The sequence below is a fragment of the Vibrio sinaloensis genome, from assembly GCF_023195835.1.
Lineage (GTDB): Bacteria > Pseudomonadota > Gammaproteobacteria > Enterobacterales > Vibrionaceae > Vibrio > Vibrio sinaloensis_C.
On the sequence record NZ_CP096199.1, the window covers coordinates 253216 to 272492 of the forward strand.

11 protein-coding genes are annotated in these 19277 nt (G+C 48.3%); 6 read left to right on the forward strand and 5 right to left on the reverse strand.

From position 1 onward, the window contains the following. The first annotated feature begins 9 nt into the window (after window positions 1-9). Together rpoB and rpoC are read left to right on the forward strand one after the other, a co-directional pair. Window positions 10-4038, forward strand: coding sequence for a DNA-directed RNA polymerase subunit beta (gene rpoB / locus MTO69_RS01230; RefSeq protein WP_248330423.1), 4029 nt, complete (start codon window positions 10-12; stop codon window positions 4036-4038). Window positions 4039-4126: 88 nt separating this feature from the next. Further along, window positions 4127-8329: a DNA-directed RNA polymerase subunit beta' gene (gene rpoC / locus MTO69_RS01235; RefSeq protein WP_248330425.1), complete on the forward strand. Its 4203-nt coding sequence runs from the start codon at window positions 4127-4129 to the stop codon at window positions 8327-8329. Window positions 8330-8684: 355 nt separating this feature from the next. Here the strand turns inward: rpoC and rsd are convergent, their stop codons facing one another. Then, window positions 8685-9179 (reverse strand): sigma D regulator, encoded by a 495-nt coding sequence (gene rsd / locus MTO69_RS01240; RefSeq protein ID WP_176288817.1) that lies wholly within the window; start codon window positions 9177-9179, stop codon window positions 8685-8687. A gap of 179 nt (window positions 9180-9358) precedes the next feature. Between rsd and nudC the strand changes: the two genes are divergently transcribed. From nudC to MTO69_RS01260, 4 genes are all read left to right on the forward strand, one after another. Then, a complete protein-coding gene (gene nudC, locus MTO69_RS01245; RefSeq protein ID WP_248330427.1) occupies window positions 9359-10144 on the forward strand; it encodes an NAD(+) diphosphatase in 786 nt (261 codons plus the stop codon). Between the two features lie 257 nt (window positions 10145-10401). Next, window positions 10402-11469, forward strand: coding sequence for a uroporphyrinogen decarboxylase (gene hemE, locus MTO69_RS01250; protein ID WP_248330429.1), 1068 nt, complete (start codon window positions 10402-10404; stop codon window positions 11467-11469). Window positions 11470-11574: 105 nt separating this feature from the next. Beyond that, window positions 11575-12210 carry a TetR/AcrR family transcriptional regulator gene (locus MTO69_RS01255; RefSeq protein ID WP_248330431.1) on the forward strand — a complete coding sequence of 212 codons (636 nt, stop codon included), beginning with the start codon at window positions 11575-11577 and terminating at the stop codon, window positions 12208-12210. Between the two features lie 91 nt (window positions 12211-12301). Further along, window positions 12302-13261 (forward strand): DHH family phosphoesterase, encoded by a 960-nt coding sequence (locus MTO69_RS01260; protein ID WP_248330433.1) that lies wholly within the window; start codon window positions 12302-12304, stop codon window positions 13259-13261. 36 nt (window positions 13262-13297) lie between these two features. Here the strand turns inward: MTO69_RS01260 and MTO69_RS01265 are convergent, their stop codons facing one another. The 4 genes from MTO69_RS01265 to MTO69_RS01280 form a co-directional block, all read right to left on the reverse strand. Continuing rightward, window positions 13298-14434 (reverse strand): murein hydrolase activator EnvC family protein, encoded by a 1137-nt coding sequence (locus MTO69_RS01265; RefSeq protein WP_248330435.1) that lies wholly within the window; start codon window positions 14432-14434, stop codon window positions 13298-13300. Between the two features lie 165 nt (window positions 14435-14599). Continuing rightward, window positions 14600-16132 (reverse strand): 2,3-bisphosphoglycerate-independent phosphoglycerate mutase, encoded by a 1533-nt coding sequence (gpmM, locus tag MTO69_RS01270; RefSeq protein ID WP_248330437.1) that lies wholly within the window; start codon window positions 16130-16132, stop codon window positions 14600-14602. A 241-nt stretch (window positions 16133-16373) separates the two neighbouring features. Then, complete coding sequence (locus MTO69_RS01275) at window positions 16374-17261, reverse strand: DMT family transporter (protein ID WP_248330439.1); 888 nt, start codon at window positions 17259-17261, stop codon at window positions 16374-16376. Between the two features lie 72 nt (window positions 17262-17333). Continuing rightward, a complete protein-coding gene (locus tag MTO69_RS01280) occupies window positions 17334-19214 on the reverse strand; it encodes a methyl-accepting chemotaxis protein (protein WP_248330441.1) in 1881 nt (626 codons plus the stop codon). Between the last annotated feature and the right edge of the window lie 63 nt (window positions 19215-19277).

Consider the following 19277-nt stretch of genomic DNA (forward strand, 5'->3'; position numbering starts at 1 on the left):
AGGAACCCCATGGTTTACTCTTATACCGAGAAAAAGCGCATCCGTAAGGACTTTGGTACTCGTCCACAAGTGTTGGACATTCCATACCTGCTATCGATCCAGCTCGATTCGTTCGAAAAATTCATCGAACAGGATCCTGAAGGTCAATACGGTCTTGAAGCTGCTTTCCGTTCTGTATTTCCAATTCAGAGCTACAACGGCAATTCCGAGCTGCAATACGTTAGCTACCGTCTTGGTGAGCCAGTTTTTGACGTTAAAGAATGTCAAATTCGCGGCGTAACTTACTCAAAACCACTACGCGTAAAACTACGTCTAGTTATTTTTGATAAAGACGCGCCAGCAGGTACTGTAAAAGACATTAAAGAACAAGAAGTCTACATGGGCGAAATTCCGCTTATGACAGACAATGGTACCTTCGTAATTAACGGTACCGAGAGGGTTATCGTATCCCAGCTGCACAGAAGCCCAGGCGTTTTCTTCGACAGCGATAAGGGTAAGACCCACTCGTCAGGTAAAGTTCTATATAACGCACGTGTTATTCCTTACCGTGGTTCATGGCTTGATTTCGAGTTTGATCCTAAGGATAACCTGTACGTTCGTATCGACCGTCGCCGTAAGCTTCCAGCATCGATCATTCTGCGCGCTCTAGGTAAGACGACAGAAGAGATCCTAGATATCTTCTTCGAGAAGATTAACTTCGAAGTGAAAGATCAAACTCTATTGATGGAGCTTGTTCCTGATCGTCTGCGTGGTGAAACTGCGTCATTCGACATCGAAGCCAACGGTAAAGTTTACGTTGAAACTGGTCGTCGCGTAACGGCTCGTCATATCCGCCAACTAGAAAAAGATGGCGTTGATCATATCGAAGTACCTGTTGAGTACATCGTAGGTAAAGTTGCATCGAAAGATTACATCAATGAAGCAACTGGCGAGATCATCGTTGCGGCAAACCAAGAGATCTCTCTTGAAGCTCTAGCGAACCTTTCACAAGCTGGCCATAAAGCACTAGAAGTTCTGTTTACTAACGATCTAGACCACGGCCCATTCATGTCAGAAACACTACGCATCGACAGCACGGTTGATCGTATTTCTGCTCTGGTAGAAATCTACCGCATGATGCGCCCTGGCGAGCCACCAACGAAAGAAGCTGCTGAAGCACTATTCGAAAGCCTATTCTTCTCTGAAGAGCGTTACGATCTATCGACTGTTGGTCGTATGAAGTTTAACAGCTCTATCGAACGTGAAGACGCGATCGATCAAGGCACGCTCGATGAAACAGATATCATCGAAGTGATGAAGAAGCTTATCGCTATCCGTAACGGCATCGGTGAAGTGGACGATATCGACCACTTGGGTAACCGTCGTATCCGTTCTGTTGGCGAAATGGCAGAAAACCAGTTCCGCGTAGGTCTAGTACGTGTTGAACGTGCGGTTAAAGAGCGCCTAAGCCTTGGTGATCTTGATGCGATCATGCCTCAAGACCTAATCAACGCTAAGCCTATCTCTGCTGCGGTTAAAGAATTCTTTGGCTCTTCACAGCTGTCTCAGTTCATGGACCAAAACAACCCGTTATCAGAAGTTACGCACAAGCGTCGTATCTCTGCATTGGGTCCTGGCGGTCTAACTCGTGAACGTGCTGGCTTCGAAGTACGTGACGTACACGTAACTCACTATGGTCGTCTATGTCCTATCGAAACGCCTGAAGGTCCAAACATCGGTCTGATCAACTCTCTATCTGCGTTTGCGCGTTGTAACGAGTACGGTTTCCTAGAGACTCCATACCGTCGCGTAGTAGATGGCGTAGTCACAGACGAAGTCGATTACCTATCTGCTATCCAGGAAGGTCAGTACGTTATCGCTCAGGCGAACACGGTTCTGACTGAAGAAGGCACATTTGCTGAAGAGCTAATCACCGCTCGTCAGAAAGGTGAATCTGGCCTACACCCACGCGAACATGTTGATTACATGGACGTTGCAACTAACCAGGTTGTATCTATCGCTGCATCGCTTATCCCGTTCCTAGAACACGATGATGCGAACCGTGCATTGATGGGTGCGAACATGCAACGTCAGGCCGTTCCAACCCTTAAGGCTGACAAGCCTCTAGTTGGTACGGGTATCGAGCGTAACATCGCTGTTGACTCAGGTGTAACTGCGGTAGCGAAACGTGGTGGTGTAATCCAGTCTGTAGATGCTTCTCGTATCGTTGTTAAAGTCAACGAAGACGAGCTGATCCCTGGCGAAGCCGGTATCGATATCTACAACCTAACTAAATACACTCGTTCTAACCAAAACACGTGTATCAACCAGCGTCCATGTGTGATGCCTGGCGAACAAGTACTGCGTGGCGACGTTCTTGCTGACGGTCCTTCAACAGACCTTGGTGAACTAGCGCTTGGTCAGAACATGCGTATCGCGTTCATGCCTTGGAACGGCTACAACTTCGAAGACTCGATCTTAGTCTCTGAGCGCGTAGTTCAAGAAGACCGTTTCACTACTATCCACATTCAAGAACTTTCTTGTGTGGCGCGTGATACTAAGCTTGGTGCTGAAGAAATCACAGCTGATATTCCAAACGTAGGTGAGTCTGCTCTGTCTAAACTAGACGAGTCAGGTATCGTTTACATCGGTGCGGAAGTGAAAGGCGGTGACATCCTTGTAGGTAAAGTAACGCCTAAAGGTGAAACTCAGCTAACGCCTGAAGAGAAGCTACTACGTGCTATCTTCGGTGAGAAAGCGTCAGACGTTAAAGATACGTCTCTACGCGTACCAAACTCGGTTTCAGGTACGATCATCGACGTTCAAGTATTTACTCGTGACGGTGTTGAAAAAGACAAACGTGCACTTGAAATTGAACAGATGCAGCTGAAAGAAGCGAAGAAAGACCTAACTGAAGAATTCCAGATTCTTGAGGGTGGCCTTCTAAACCGCGTTAAAGCTGTACTTATCGACGGTGGTTACACTGAAGCGAAACTCGATTCTATCGATCGTAAGAAGTGGCTAGAGCTCACGCTTGAAGACGATGCTCAACAGACTCAGTTAGAGCAACTAGCAGAGCAGTACGACGAGCTACGTGCAGACTTCGATAAGAAGTTTGAAACTAAGCGTCGCAAGATCACTCAAGGTGATGATCTCGCACCTGGCGTGCTGAAGATCGTTAAAGTTTACCTAGCGGTTAAACGTCGTATCCAGCCTGGTGATAAGATGGCCGGTCGTCACGGTAACAAGGGTGTAATCTCTAAGATCAACCCTGTTGAAGACATGCCTTACGATGAGAAAGGTCAACCGGTAGACATCGTACTTAACCCACTGGGTGTACCTTCGCGTATGAACATCGGTCAGATCCTAGAAGTACACTTAGGTCTGGCAGCGAAAGGTATCGGTGACAAGATCAACCAGATGGTGAAAGAGCAGCAAGAGCTGGCTAAGTTCCGTGACTTCCTACAGAAGGTTTACGATCTTGGTGAAACTCGTCAGAAAGTAGACATCGCGTCTCTATCTGATGACGAAGTTCGCACGCTGATCAGCAACTTACGTGGTGGTCTACCGATCGCGACTCCAGTGTTTGATGGTGCTAACGAAGCATCAATCAAAGAGCTGCTAAAACTAGGTGACCTACCAGAGTCTGGTCAGCTAACGCTGTTTGATGGTCGCACAGGTGATGCGTTTGAGCGTCCTGTAACGGTTGGTTACATGTACATGCTGAAACTGAACCACCTTGTTGATGACAAGATGCACGCTCGTTCGACTGGTTCGTACAGCCTAGTAACTCAGCAACCACTTGGTGGTAAAGCTCAGTTCGGTGGTCAGCGTTTCGGTGAGATGGAAGTATGGGCACTGGAAGCATACGGTGCTGCTTACACGCTACAAGAAATGCTAACCGTTAAGTCGGATGACGTTAACGGCCGTACTAAGATGTACAAGAACATCGTAGACGGTAACCACAGCATGGAACCTGGTATGCCAGAATCGTTCAACGTACTGTTGAAAGAGATTCGCTCGCTAGGTATCAACATCGAGCTAGAAGACGAAGAGTAATCCCTTTCTTAGATAGAAAGCCGATTATTTGGTAGAAGGCGCTCACTTTTGCGGGTGAGCTCCTTTTAACTCCTTACAGGAGCTGATTGTGAAAGACTTATTAAACTTTCTAAAAGCGCAGCATAAGACCGAAGAATTTGATGCAATCAAAATCGGTCTATCTTCACCAGACATGATCCGTTCATGGTCTTTCGGTGAAGTTAAAAAACCTGAAACGATCAACTATCGTACGTTCAAGCCTGAGCGTGATGGTCTGTTTTGTGCGCGTATCTTTGGTCCAGTAAAAGACTACGAATGTCTTTGTGGCAAATACAAGCGTCTAAAACACCGTGGCGTTATCTGTGAGAAGTGTGGCGTTGAAGTTACACAAACTAAAGTTCGTCGTGACCGCATGGGCCACATCGAGCTAGCTTCACCAGTTGCTCACATCTGGTTCCTAAAATCGCTACCATCTCGTATCGGTCTACTGATGGATATCCCTCTACGTGATATCGAGCGTGTTCTTTACTTCGAAATGTACGTAGTTACTGAACCAGGTATGACTGATCTAGAAAAATCTCAGATGCTGACTGAAGAAGAGTATCTGGATCGTCTAGAAGAGTGGGGTGATGAATTCACGGCTAAGATGGGTGCAGAAGCGATCAAAGACCTACTAGCGTCTATGGATCTGCCTGCTGAAATCGAAGAAATGCGTGAAGAGCTTCAGTCTACTAACTCAGAGACTAAGCGTAAGAAGATCACTAAGCGTCTGAAGCTAGTTGAAGCGTTTGTTCAATCTGGTAACAACCCAGAGTGGATGATCCTAACTGTGCTTCCGGTACTTCCGCCAGATCTACGTCCTCTAGTACCACTAGATGGCGGTCGCTTTGCGACGTCTGATCTGAACGACCTATACCGTCGCGTAATCAACCGTAACAATCGTTTGAAGCGTCTACTAGAGCTAGCGGCTCCGGACATCATCGTACGTAACGAAAAACGTATGCTGCAAGAGTCTGTTGATGCACTTCTAGATAACGGTCGTCGCGGTCGTGCGATCACAGGTTCGAACAAGCGTCCTCTGAAATCTCTTGCTGATATGATCAAGGGTAAACAAGGTCGTTTCCGTCAGAACCTTCTAGGTAAACGTGTAGACTACTCTGGCCGTTCTGTAATCACAGTAGGTCCATACCTTCGTCTGCACCAGTGTGGTCTTCCTAAGAAGATGGCACTTGAGCTATTCAAACCATTTATCTACAGCAAGCTTGAGACTCGTGGCCTAGCGACGACAATCAAAGCCGCTAAGAAGATGGTAGAGCGTGAAGAAGCGGTCGTTTGGGATATCCTAGACGAAGTTATCCGCGAACACCCAGTACTATTGAACCGTGCACCAACACTTCACCGTCTTGGTATCCAGGCGTTCGAACCGGTACTGATCGAAGGTAAAGCGATTCAGCTACACCCACTTGTTTGTGCGGCGTACAACGCGGACTTCGATGGTGACCAAATGGCGGTTCACGTGCCTCTAACTCTAGAAGCACAGCTTGAAGCACGTACACTGATGATGTCGACAAATAACATTCTGTCGCCAGCATCGGGCGACCCTATCATCGTACCTTCTCAGGACGTGGTATTGGGTCTGTACTACATGACTCGTGACAAGATCAACGTGAAAGGCGAAGGTATGTACCTTGCTAGCCCAGCAGAAGCTGAGAAGGCATACCGCACTAAGACGGCTGAGCTGCATGCTCGCGTTAAAGTTCGCATCACTGAGACAGTGGTTGATGAAGATGGCAATAGCACCACAGAGACTAAGTTGGTTGATACCACTATCGGTCGTGCAATGCTATGGCAAATCGTTCCTGCTGGTCTTCCGTACAGCATCGTTAACCAAAAGCTGGGTAAGAAACAGATCTCTCACCTACTTAACGAGGCTTACCGTAAGCTTGGCTTGAAAGATACCGTTATCTTCGCTGACCAAATCATGTACACAGGTTTTGCTTACGCGGCACTTTCTGGCGTATCGGTTGGTATCGACGACATGGTTGTACCTCAAGCGAAGTACGATGAGATCGAATCTGCTGAAGAAGAAGTTCGCGAAATTCAAGAACAGTACCAATCTGGTCTTGTTACCGCGGGTGAGCGCTACAACAAAGTCATCGATATCTGGGCTTCGACCAACGACCGTGTTGCGAAAGCGATGATGGATAACCTCTCTTCTGAAACTGTGGTTAACCGCGACGGTGAAGAAGAGCAGCAAGAGTCGTTCAACAGCATCTACATGATGGCTGACTCGGGCGCTCGTGGTTCTGCAGCTCAGATTCGTCAGCTTGCCGGTATGCGTGGTCTGATGGCGCGTCCAGATGGTTCAATCATCGAAACGCCGATCACCGCAAACTTTAAAGAAGGTCTAAACGTACTTCAGTACTTTATCTCAACGCACGGTGCTCGTAAGGGTCTAGCGGATACGGCACTGAAAACAGCGAACTCGGGTTACCTAACTCGTCGTCTGGTAGACGTTGCTCAAGACGTTGTGGTACATGAACATGACTGTGGCACCCACGAAGGTGTTGACATGATGCCGCACATCGAAGGTGGTGACGTTAAAGTTGCACTTTCTGAGCTTGCACTAGGTCGTGTTGTTGCAGAAGACGTTCTTAAGCCAGGTACTGACGAAGTTCTTATTCCACGTAACACCCTGATCGATGAGAAGTGGTGTCAGATCATGGAAGAGAACTCAGTAGACCGCATGAAAGTGCGCTCTGTGGTTACCTGTGATGCAGACTTCGGTTGTTGTGCACAGTGTTACGGTCGTGACCTAGCACGTGGTCACCTAGTGAACCAAGGTGAAGCAGTCGGCGTTATCGCTGCTCAGTCTATCGGTGAACCGGGTACACAGCTTACCATGCGTACGTTCCACATCGGTGGTGCAGCATCGACTGCCGCTGCTGAGAACAGCATCCAAGCTAAGACAACAGGTACTGTTAAGCTACACAACGCTAAGTTCGTAACCAACAAAGATAAGAAGCTAGTGATCACTTCACGTGCATCTGAGCTGACTATCATTGATGAGTTTGGTCGTACCAAAGAGAAACACAAACTGCCATACGGCTCTCTACTGACCAAAGGCGACAACGATGCGGTTCAAGCTGGCGAAACAGTAGCGAACTGGGAAGCGCACACCATGCCAATCATCACTGAAGTGGCAGGTCGCATCCAGTTTGTAGACATGATCGACGGTGTGACGGTTTCTCGTCAAACTGATGACCTAACAGGTCTATCGTCAAGCGAAGTGACAGAAGCAGCCGCTCGCCCAGCAGCAGGTAAAGATATGCGTCCAGCTATCAAGCTTGTTGATGAGCAAGGTAAAGATGTAACCATCCCAGGTACCGATATGCCTGCGCATTACTTCCTACCTGGTAAAGCGATTGTGAACATCGAAGACGGTGCAGAAGTTGGTGTGGGTGATACGCTTGCACGTATTCCTCAGAAGTCTGGCGGTAACAAAGATATCACCGGTGGTCTACCACGCGTTGCTGACCTATTCGAAGCACGTAAGCCGAAAGAGCCTGCGATCCTAGCTGAGCACACAGGTACTGTGAGCTTCGGTAAAGAGACCAAAGGTAAACGTCGTCTGATTATCACTCGTGAGGGTGGTGAGACGTACGAAGAGATGATTCCTAAACATCGTCAGCTTAACGTATTCGAAGGCGAAAAAGTGGAACGTGGTGACGTGATCGCAGATGGTCCTGAGTCTCCACATGACATCCTACGTCTACGTGGTATCCACGCTGTGACGCAATACATCGCGAACGAAGTTCAAGAAGTATACCGTCTGCAAGGCGTTAAGATTAACGATAAGCACATCGAAACTATCGTTCGTCAGATGCTACGTAAGTGTACTATCACTCATGCTGGTGACTCTGAGTTCCTAGCGGGTGAGCAGGTAGAATACGCGAACGTTAAGATTGCTAACCGTGCACTAGAAGCAGAAGGTAAAGAGCCTGCACGCTTCGAACGTGAACTACTAGGCATCACTAAAGCATCGCTAGCAACTGAATCGTTCATCTCTGCGGCATCGTTCCAGGAGACAACGCGCGTACTAACAGAAGCTGCGGTTTCTGGTAAGCGTGATGAGCTTCGTGGTCTGAAAGAAAACGTCATTGTAGGTCGTCTAATCCCTGCAGGTACGGGTTTCGCTTACCACCAAGATCGTCAAGCTAAGCGTGCAGAAGAGCAAGAAGGTCCTTCAGCTGAACAAGCGACTGACAACCTTGCAGCACTGCTAAACGCAGGCTTCTCTTCAGACGAGTAATCGCTGTATAAGAAATGATAAAAGGCACCTTCGGGTGCCTTTTTTGTTTTATGGAAAACTAGAACGGGCTTCGCCCTCCGAGAACACTACGTTCCGAGAATCGAGAGCGGACTTCGTCCTTCGAGAGTTGTCGGTTCGTATCCCGAATCCGTAGCGAAGCGTTCCTAAGTAAAAAAGGTTGACGCTTTCTCGTCAACCTTCCAAGATTTTCTCGCTTCTCGCTTCTCGCTTCTCGCTTCTCGCTTCTCGCTTCTCGCTTCTCGCTTCTCGCTTCTCGCTTCTCGCTTCTCGCTTCTCGCTTCTCGCTTCTCGCTTCTCGCTTCTCGCTTCTCGCTTCTCGCTTCTCGCTTCTCGCCTATGCCCCTGGCGGCACTGCTAAGCTATCAGCAATCAATTGGATCAGGTGATCTTCCACTTCAAAGCGTGCTTCAATGATCTCACCGATAAGCGACAGGTCACTGTCGAACGACTCAAGATCATCATCTTCACTGACATCGGCGTATTTGTCGGTAAAATCGAGTAACGGCTCGGTAGTAAGGACAATTTGGCCGTAGGTGTGGTTGATATCATCAGTGGCTTCGAACCCGGTTGCACGCCATTTATCCATCACCATGTCGTAGATCTTAAAGTGACCTTCTGAGATGTAATCGACTAAATGTTGGCAGAAGTTTTGTAACTCGGCAGGAGTTGGAAGAGATGAGAGAGCTTGCTTGGATGAACAGGGTTTCAACGCGGCGAGTTTGCAATACTCAATGATCAATGACTGTCTGGTTTCAAGCCAGTGGTCGATGACTTCACTTGAGCCACCCCATTGTTCTTGTGTCTTTTTAAATTTATTTAGCATGACCATATCCTCATGATCGGATCACAACTCCGGTGATCGTAACGCTTTGAATATCAAAGCACATACAGAGATATAACCTCTTGTCCTTACTAAAATTTATAGTCGTAAACTTACGTCACTACAAACTCTGGTATGAATTTAGATTGCCAGTAAAATAGAACAACTGCAAGCGATGAGGGGAGCTGATGTTAAAGAAAGGTGACATAAACCGTACGAGAGCTGCATATTGGTGTGTGGTGTCGGGAAGTGATATTTGGCTACAGCAAGGGGAGCTACCGTTTGCCAGCTCAGATAGCTTAGGGCTGCCCTATCATTCCGCGATAGAGATTGGCCGCTACCAAGATGAGCCAGTGATGTGGTTGAATGAATCAGAAGTCGAACACGAGCTTGAACTGGTCTCATTGCGCGATTGCCTAAGTTTCGACTCGCAGCTATTTTTGCTGATGAGTAAAGCGGTTCAGTATGGCCATATGAGTCAAACACTGCGATTTTGCCCTCAGTGTGGTGGACGCAATCATCTCAACCACAACCAGTTGGCGATGCAGTGTGGGGAGTGTCGAACGCTGCATTATCCACGAATCTTCCCATGTATCATTGTTGCTGTGAGAAAGCAGAATCAGATACTGTTAGCTCAGCACCCACGTCATCGAAATGGCATGTATACGGTTATTGCCGGATTCCTTGAAGTGGGTGAAACACTAGAGCAATGTGTCGCCCGTGAGGTCAAAGAAGAGACGGGGATTGAGGTTAATAACATTCGCTATTTTGGCAGTCAGCCATGGGCCTTTCCTTCGAGCATGATGATGGGATTTGTTGCTGACTATCAATCAGGGCAGATAAAGCCTGATTATAGTGAGCTAAGTGATGCTCGCTGGTTCAACATAGATGCACTTCCACCCGTAGCGCCACAGGGGACCATTGCCCGACAACTGATCGAGTACACTATTGAGCAAATAAAGCTATCTCACTGAAAAAAGACAAAAAAAACCCTCCAGAAGGAGGGGGTAAGTAAGATGTCGTTATGAGATGCCAAGCACGAGGTGCTCGGTTTATAATTGTAGTTTTCGCTAGCAAACAAATTTTTAACACTGTTACTGGGTGGGTGCAAATTAAGCACTGATTTAAAAGTTAATAACATGATCTAGGTTGCAAAGCACACCGCTTTTGCGAGCCAAACAGTGTTAGAATACCCGCCACAAAAAGTAAGCCTAATAATTGGAAAAACGGAATGACTGAATTAAAAAATGACCGCTACCTTCGCGCGTTACTAAAGGAGCCAGTTGACTACACCCCAGTATGGATGATGCGCCAAGCAGGCCGCTACCTACCAGAATACAAAGCGACGCGTGCACAAGCTGGCGACTTCATGTCTCTGTGCAAAAATGCAGAGCTCGCGTCAGAAGTAACCCTTCAGCCGCTACGCCGTTTTCCTCTTGATGCTGCGATTTTGTTTTCAGACATCCTGACTATCCCTGACGCGATGGGACTAGAACTGCGCTTTGCCGCAGGTGAAGGCCCAGTGTTTGACAAACCTATTACTTGCAAAGCGGATGTAGAAAAAATCGGCATCCCAGATCCAGAAGGTGAATTGCAATACGTGATGAATGCCGTGCGTCAGATCCGTAAAGATCTTAATGGCGATGTTCCGCTTATTGGTTTCTCTGGTAGCCCATGGACGTTGGCGACCTACATGGTTGAGGGGGGCAGCTCAAAAGCCTTCACTAAGATCAAAAAGATGATGTACGCCGAGCCACAAACTCTGCACCTACTGTTAGACAAATTGGCCGACAGTGTTATCGACTACCTGAATGCGCAGATCAAAGCGGGTGCTCAATCAGTGATGGTGTTTGACACTTGGGGCGGTGTATTGACGCCTCGCGACTACAACCTGTTCTCACTGCAATACATGCACAAAATCGTTGATGGTTTAATTCGTGAAAACGAGGGTCGTCGTGTACCAGTAACGCTGTTCACTAAGAACGGCGGTATGTGGCTAGAGCAGATCGCTGCGACTGGCTGTGATGCGGTCGGTCTAGACTGGACAATCAACATTCAAGACGCCGTGAAGCGTGTGGGTGATAAAGTGGCACTGCAAGGTAACATGGATCCATCGATGCTGTATGCCTCGCCTGAGCGCATTCGTGAAGAAGTCGCAACCATCCTTGAAGGGTTCGGTGACGCGGGGACGGGCCATGTCTTCAACTTAGGTCATGGTATTCACCTTGATGTGCCGCCAGAAAACGCAGGTGTGTTTGTCGATGCTGTGCATGAGTTATCTAAGCCATACCACAAATAACTGAGTAACCAATGAAAAGCGCCTGATATGACCAGGCGCTTTTTTATTATCGGTTATACTCATGGTTAGACCGCCGTTAGATAGATTAGGGAATACGGATTATTCATGAAAACTCGCGATAAGATAGTGCTAGCTGCACTGGAATTATTTAATCAGCATGGTGAGCGCAATATCACCACTAACCATATTGCGGCGCATATCGATATCAGTCCGGGCAATCTGTATTACCATTTCCGCAACAAACAAGAGATAGTGCGCGAGATCTTCGCTCTCTATTCGAATGAGCTCCTCGAGCGCTTTACCCCGATTCAAGGGCAGCAGGAGAGCCTAGTGCTGCTCAAGCGCTACTTGGATTCGATTTTCACCCTGATGTGGAAGTATCGTTTTTTCTACGCCAACCTGCCGGAAATTCTTCAGCGTGATGAGCAGTTGCACGAAGAGTACATTCAAGTCCAAGAGAAGTTGCAAGGCAACCTGATCAACATCATGCGTGCGTTTGTCAATTTAGAGCTGGTGGCGGTGGACGACAGCGAACTTAAGTCGCTGGTAAAAACACTGCATATGATTGCCTCGAGCTGGCTCGGATATCAAGCGGCTATGTCACCGAAAACTCAGATCACCGAACAAGTGATCCACCAAGGCATGCTGCAAATGATTTCGGTCATGAAGCCAAGAGCCACGCCTCAAGGGCTGGAGCAGCTGCAACTGCTCGAAGAAGGCGTGAAAGCGATCCACGCGTGATCAAATTGTTCCTAGTTATAACCAATTGAAATTGTTAGCACTGATGGAACCCATTAGAGTATTCAGTATTCTCTAATGGGTTTTTGTTTATATGCATTTTGACGTTTTTAATGGTGATGCCGATGGCATTATCGCACTACTCCAGCTTCGCTTGGCCGAACCGAAAGACTCAACCTTAGTGACAGGGGTGAAGCGCGATATTCAGTTGCTCGATAGAGTAGGGGCGGTGGCCGGTGATCGTGTGGTTGCGCTAGACATCTCGATGCAAAAGAATAAAGCTGCTCTCGAGAAGATACTCGCTGCAGGCGCAGAGGTTTTTTATGCTGATCACCATCAGGCTGGCGACATTCCTCAAAACGCCAACTTAGCTGCTCATATTGATCTCGACGCCAACATCTGCACCGCGCTGATTATTGATCAGTTGCTTGAGGGGCGTTTTCGCACTTGGGCGATGACTGCCGCGTATGGTGACAATCTGATCGCCAAGGCTGATCAATTGGCGGATGAGATGGAGTTGAACTTAGAGCAAAAAGCACAGCTAAAAGAGTTGGGAACCTTAATCAATTACAATGGCTACGGCTCTGAAGTTGAAGATTTACACTTCCACCCCGCCGCGCTATTCCAAGCGCTTTTGGCCTATGATGATCCTTTCGCTGTCATTGCTGATCAACACTCACCATTTCACGTTTTACGCAAGGCTTATCAGGCCGATATGGATGAGGCGCTGTCGATATCACCCACTTACCGCAGCGCCGAGGTTGCACTCTTCGAGCTGCCAAATCAGGCTTCCTCTCGTAGGGTCAGTGGTGTGTATGGCAATCATTTGGCGAATCAAAACCCAAGCTCTGCCCATGCGGTATTAACCGAAAACGGTGATGGTCAATACACAGTCTCGTTACGCGCTCCGCTAAACAACAAGCAAGGTGCCGGGGATATTTGTGCGCTGTTTCCTACTGGAGGGGGGCGAGCCGCCGCGGCAGGTATCAATGCATTGCCAAAAGAGCAGCTAAACGCTTTTATCGAGGCAGTCGAGCGCTACTACCGCGATTAAAGAAGGGGCGCTATCTTGAACAGTTAAGGTCAAGTGCTAGCGGGTGAGCCAGCTCTTAGGGTTTTGCGTTTTACTGTTACGACGGATTTCAAAGTAGAGAGAAGGTTGAGGTTGGCCTCCTGTATCCCCGGCCAAAGCAATGGTTTCACCAGCGAAGACTTTATCCCCCTCTTTTTTCAGTAGGCTTTGATTAAAACCGTACAGCGTCATATCACCCTGGCCGTGATCGAGCAGCACCACTAAGCCGTAGCCGCGTAAGTAATCAGCAAAGACCACGGTGCCGGAGTAAACTGACTTTACCGCTTGACCATAGTTGGCATCGATGACCATACCTTTCCAATTGATTTGCCCCGTTTGACGCGACCCGTAGTTGTGGAGCACCTTGCCTTTTAGTGGCCAAGGCAACTTCCCTTTTTGTTTTGCTAAGCCATCCATCGGCACGTTATTACGCTTGGCTGCCTTAGCGATTTCTGCTTTGAGGCGAGTTTCGTTGCGTTGCAACTCCGATAGGTAGACTTGGTCATTGGAAATGCTTTTACGTATCTGGGAAACTGTCCCTTTGCGCTGTGACTGCGCTTTAGCTAATTGATCGCGCTTCTGGGTTTGTTGCTTGAGCAAGCCTGTGATCTGTTGCTTTTCTAACTCAAGTTGCTCTCGACTGTTGGCCAGCTCTGCCACGACTTGTTCCAGCTCAGCGATGGTGTCGGCCCGCTGTTTTGCCAAATGTTGGAAGTATTGGCTGATCCTGTCCTCTTCAACTCCTTGATTGAGGATCTTGCTGGAAGACTTGGCGCGTTGAGTGACGTAATAAGTTTGGATCAGTTCAGCCAGCTTATCGCTTTGTTGCTGTTTTTGCTGCGCAAGTTGGCTTACTTTGTTTTCGAGGTTAGCGATATTGCTGTTGGTGCTGGCCAAAGAACGTTTGGTCTGCTTAATTTCATTTTCTAGCCGATTGATGGTGATTTCTTGGCTTTTTAGCGATTGCTGGAGGTCGTCTAGTTTCTTTTTCTGGGTTGATAAAGACTGTTTTTGACGTGAAATTTCACCACTGACGCCTTTGAGTTCGTCGTTACTGGCGGCGTAGCTAGGCGCAAATGAACAGGCGGAGAGTATCAGTCCAAGGGCAAAAAGCGTTTTGCTTGCTGAGAGTATCCGGTTTGCAATCACCACCATTGAACAAGGCTTTCCTAACATTTTGAGAGAGAATCAGTATACCCAAACCTTTGATTGAGAAGAAAGGGGAAAGTCAAAACTTGTGCTTTGGCGAGATCTTATGCATAAAAAAGCCCAAGCATAGGCTCGGGCTCAATATCTTAATTAGGGATAGGCTGATTAGGTTTATTTAACCAGAACTTCGCCTGTCATCTCGGCAGGGATCTCTAGGCCAGTTAGAGACAGCATAGTTGGTGCTAGGTCAGACAGTTTACCGCCTTGTTTGAACTCAACTTGTTTGTCACCGACGTAGATAAGTGGCACAGGTAGGTTGGTGTGCGCGGTGTGCGTACCACCTGTTTCTGGATCCACCATCATTTCTGCGTTGCCGTGGTCAGCGGTGATCAGTAGTTGTCCACCCACTTCTTCAATCGCTGCAACCACTTTACCGACACAAGAATCCACAGCTTCAATGGCTTTTTCTGCTGCTTCGTACACACCTGTGTGGCCAACCATGTCTGGGTTAGGGTAGTTACAGATAATCGCGTCGTATTTGCCTGACTTAATCGCAGCAACCATCTTCTCAGTCAGCTCTTCAGAGCTCATTTCAGGCTGTAGGTCGTAGGTGGCTACTTTTGGAGACGCAACAAGTTGACGCTCTTCGCCTTCGAACTCATTTTCCACACCGCCGTTAAAGAAGAAAGTGACGTGTGCGTATTTTTCAGTTTCAGAGATACGTAGCTGAGTTTTGCCTTGCTTAGATAGCCACTCACCGTAAGTGTTCTCAAGAGACGCTGGTGGGAAGGCGATAGCTAGTGGGATATCCGCTGCATATTGAGTGAGCATTACGAAGTTGATTGCAGGGAATACTGCGCGTTCAAAGCCGTCAAATGCAGGGACAAAAGTACGGGTGATTTGACGTGCGCGGTCAGCACGGTAGTTCATGAAGATCACCGCATCGCCATCTTGCATGACTGCGTCTTCTTGGCCTTCCGCTTTAATAGCCGTTGCTTTTACGAACTCGTCGTTTTCATCACGAGCATAAGCCGCTTCAAGACCCGCGACTGCTGAATCGTAAGTAAACTCTGCGTTTGCTTGAGTCAGTAGGTCGTATGCTACTTGAACTCGATCCCAGTTGTTGTCACGGTCCATTGCGTAGTAACGACCAACAAGAGAGGCGATACGGCCTTTGCCAAGCTTAGCAAATAGGTCTTGGAAGCGTTGTAGAGAATTTTCTGCACTGCGTGGTGGAGTGTCACGGCCGTCTAGGAAGCAGTGTAGGTAAATCTTTTCAGCACCGCGTGCCGCAGCCATTTCTACTGCTGCGTAGATGTGATCTTCGTGTGAGTGTACGCCACCTGGAGACATTAGGCCCATGATGTGTACCGCTTTGCCTGCTTTAACCGCAGTATCGACCGCTTCAACCAATGCTGGCGTGTGTTCGAATTCGCCGTCAGCGATAGACTTAGTGATACGGGTTAGGTCCTGATATACCACTCGACCAGCGCCGATGTTGGTGTGACCCACTTCCGAGTTACCCATCTGACCGTCAGGAAGGCCCACATCCATACCAGAAGCAGAGATGAGAGTATTAGGTTTGTTAGCAAACAGGCTATCCAAAACGGGTGTGTTCGCGTTTGCGATTGCGTTGCTTGCTGTCTCTTCACGGTGACCGTAACCGTCAAGAATAACTAGAGCCATTGGCTTCTTAGCTGTCATAGTGATGACCTCGTCAAATTTCAAAGTAACTTTAGAAACAAAATTAGCGTAATTTTACTACACTTTGTAACCAAAACTGTAGGCTAAGATCAAATATTGTGTGCGAAATATCGTTGTTATCTTTCACTATGCCTACGATTGCGCTGATGCATGCTTCACTTAATTGCGTAACTGGAACACCACTATTTTGGCATTTAGTAAGCAAAAATAAATAGGTTTGTGGCTATTAGTTTGATAGCGATTACCCAACTAAGATGCCAGTTCCGCTGACCGCCAAAACTGCACCTATCCAAGCAAAACGGTTTGGGCGTTTGCCCGAGTAAACCCAAAGTATAGGCAACAACATAATGGGGGTGGTAGAAGAGAGCAGTGCTACCATGCCAACATTGCCTTGTTTTAGCGCGTAGAGGATCAGTGTCATACCGACCGCCATGGCGAGAAAACCGTTGATGGCAGTAATGGAGAATATCTTGATACTCATAGGTTGAGTGGCACGAGCAAGTTTGGCGCCACTGATAAACAAAAGGCAGTGCGCGGCAAAAGCGGTCATCATACGGATGGCGGATGCGGCGATTGGATCGATGTCTGTCAACATGACCGGTTTGGCAATGATACCACCCAGCGCCTGACACAGTGCCGCCACCAGACCAAGGCCGACGCCAACCCAGACATTGCCTTTAATCGCATCAAGCTGATTGGCGGCTTGGCCCTTGCGACCAAAGAAAATCGCGATTAACACCCCAGAAAACACCAACAGTGAGCCGAGCAGCTCTAAGTGATTCATGGTTTCGCTAAACAGGAAATAGCCCAAAATCGCAGAAAACACCGCATGGCACGAGAACAGCAGCCCAGCTTGTCTTGGCCCCATTCTATTGAGACAGGCAAAGAGAGCCGTGTCGCCAATGAAAATGCCGATCACTCCCGATAGCATCATCGCCGAAATGGCGCTGAGTTCGACACTTGACCAGCCACCCGTGACCAGCGCCATGGTGCCGAGAATGACTGAGGTACAGCCCATACGCCAGCGGCTATAGGCAAAAGTACCAAGATGTTGCGCTGGGACAACCGAGAGCAAGCTGGCCACCGCCCAAAGAAAAGCCGCGGCCAGTGCCAGCCATTCATAACCCATCGACATGATTCCCTTGTAAGTATGCAACAGTAATGGCTGACAATATGCATCAAAATGGAGTTAAAACAAACCTTAAACTTTGAAGCGTCCGACCTCCTTACGCATGGTCTGAGCCGAGTCGCGCATATTGTCAGCACTTTGACTGCTTTGAAGTGCTTGTGCTGCAAGGACGTCAGAGGCGTCTTTGATTCCTTGGGTGTTACGACTGATGTCTTCGCTCACCGCACGCTGCTCTTCAGCGGCGCTGGCAATCTGCAACGCCATATCGTTAATTTCAGTGATGGCATCTGTGATTCGGCCTAAGCTTTCTGCGGCTTGCTGCGCGTAGTCGACACTGGTATCAGCCAGTGATGTGCTGCTCTGCATACTGCTCACGGCTTGTTTGGTGTTGGTCTGCAGTGTTTCAATCATATTGCGAATCTCTTCGGTCGAACCGTGAGTTCGTTGACTGAGCACGCGAACTTCATCGGCTACCACGGCAAAGCCGCGACCTTGTTCCCCTGCTCGCGCTGCTTCAATTGCGGCATTAAGAGCCAGCAAGTTGGTCTGTTCAGCGATTTCTTGAATGGTGGACAAGATTTGGTTGATGCTTTGGGTGTTGCTTTCAAGCTCCGAGATGACGCCTGACGCAGCCATCACCTGATCGGCCAGTTCAACAATCGCTTGGCGGTTTTTCTGGATCACTTGTTTGCCATCCTGGCAGGCCAATGATGAGGTTTGCGAAGCATTCGCGGTTAGCTCGGCGTGACTGGCCACTTCTGCAGCGGTCGCCGACATTTCGTGAATGGCGGTGGCAATCTGGTTGACATCGTTTTGCTGCGCTTCAACTTGCTGGGAAGATTGTTGCGACAGTGCGTTCGCTTGCACAGCTTGAGCTGCGAGAGTGTCGCTGTGCTGAATGATCCCGCTGATCATGGTCTGCATTTGCGCTAAGAACTGATTGACGTGCTCGGCCACTTCACCAATCTCATCACGACGCTTAATCTCAATGCGTTGGGTTAAGTCGCCTTCGCCTTTTGACAGTTGAGACAACGACAGCGAGAGGTCTTGAAGTGGCTTTAACAGCTTAGTGATGGTGTAAGTACTAACAGTCGCAATCACTAGGTAGAGAAGGATTGAGGCCAATGCGGTGAACTGGATTTGCTCTGTCACTGAGGCAAAGGCGAGGGACTTGTCGACCGCGATGCCAAGTGACCAATCGGTTGAGGGGACATTGATCATGTACACCAGTTTGTCACCTTGATTCGGCCAACTGATGGTTGAAATCGTGGCACCAGTGACTAAGGCTTGGATCTTGTTCGCGGTCAGCACTGGGTTAAGGTCGGTCACCGGTTTTTGACTCAGCTTTTCATCTTGATAGGCGACAATATTGTTGTTGCCATCGACTAAGAAGGTAAAACCATCATTATCGAGCGTGACATTAAGCACTTCATCAATAATGTTGGTGACGGTTAAATCGGCAGCCAGGACGCCGGGTTTTTGTCCGCTAAAGGCCTTAGCAAAGCTGACGACAATACTACCATCAAAGTCTTGGTAGGGTTCGGTAAGGATAAGCCCTGAGGCTTTCATCGCATCTTGATACCAAGGGCGCGTTCTCGGATCGTAATCGGCAGGCCAATCTTCGCTCGGGTCACCATAGGCGATGGATCCGTCTTCAAAGCCTGCATAAACAGAGAGAAAGTCGCCCGCTCGTTTGGTGATCAGCATTTCACGCTGTGGGTCACTCGCCTCACTGATGACCTTTTCATTGGCCAGCATCATATCGCTGCGGATCGCTAACCAGTCGCTGATGTAGCGGGCGGTCGCATGGCTGACATTCGCCATTTCGCTATTCAGTGCAGCAGAGGTTTCATTTTTGAGTTGGCTTACTGATATCCAAGCTTGGACACCACTTACGATGGCAATCACGATCGCAATTGCAATCTGCATTTTGAGTTTGATGGTATTTCTCATTGCCTTTCCTTCAGTTACGAGACAATAGATTGAGAAAGCGGTCGCGAGGAGAGTCTGTCTCTT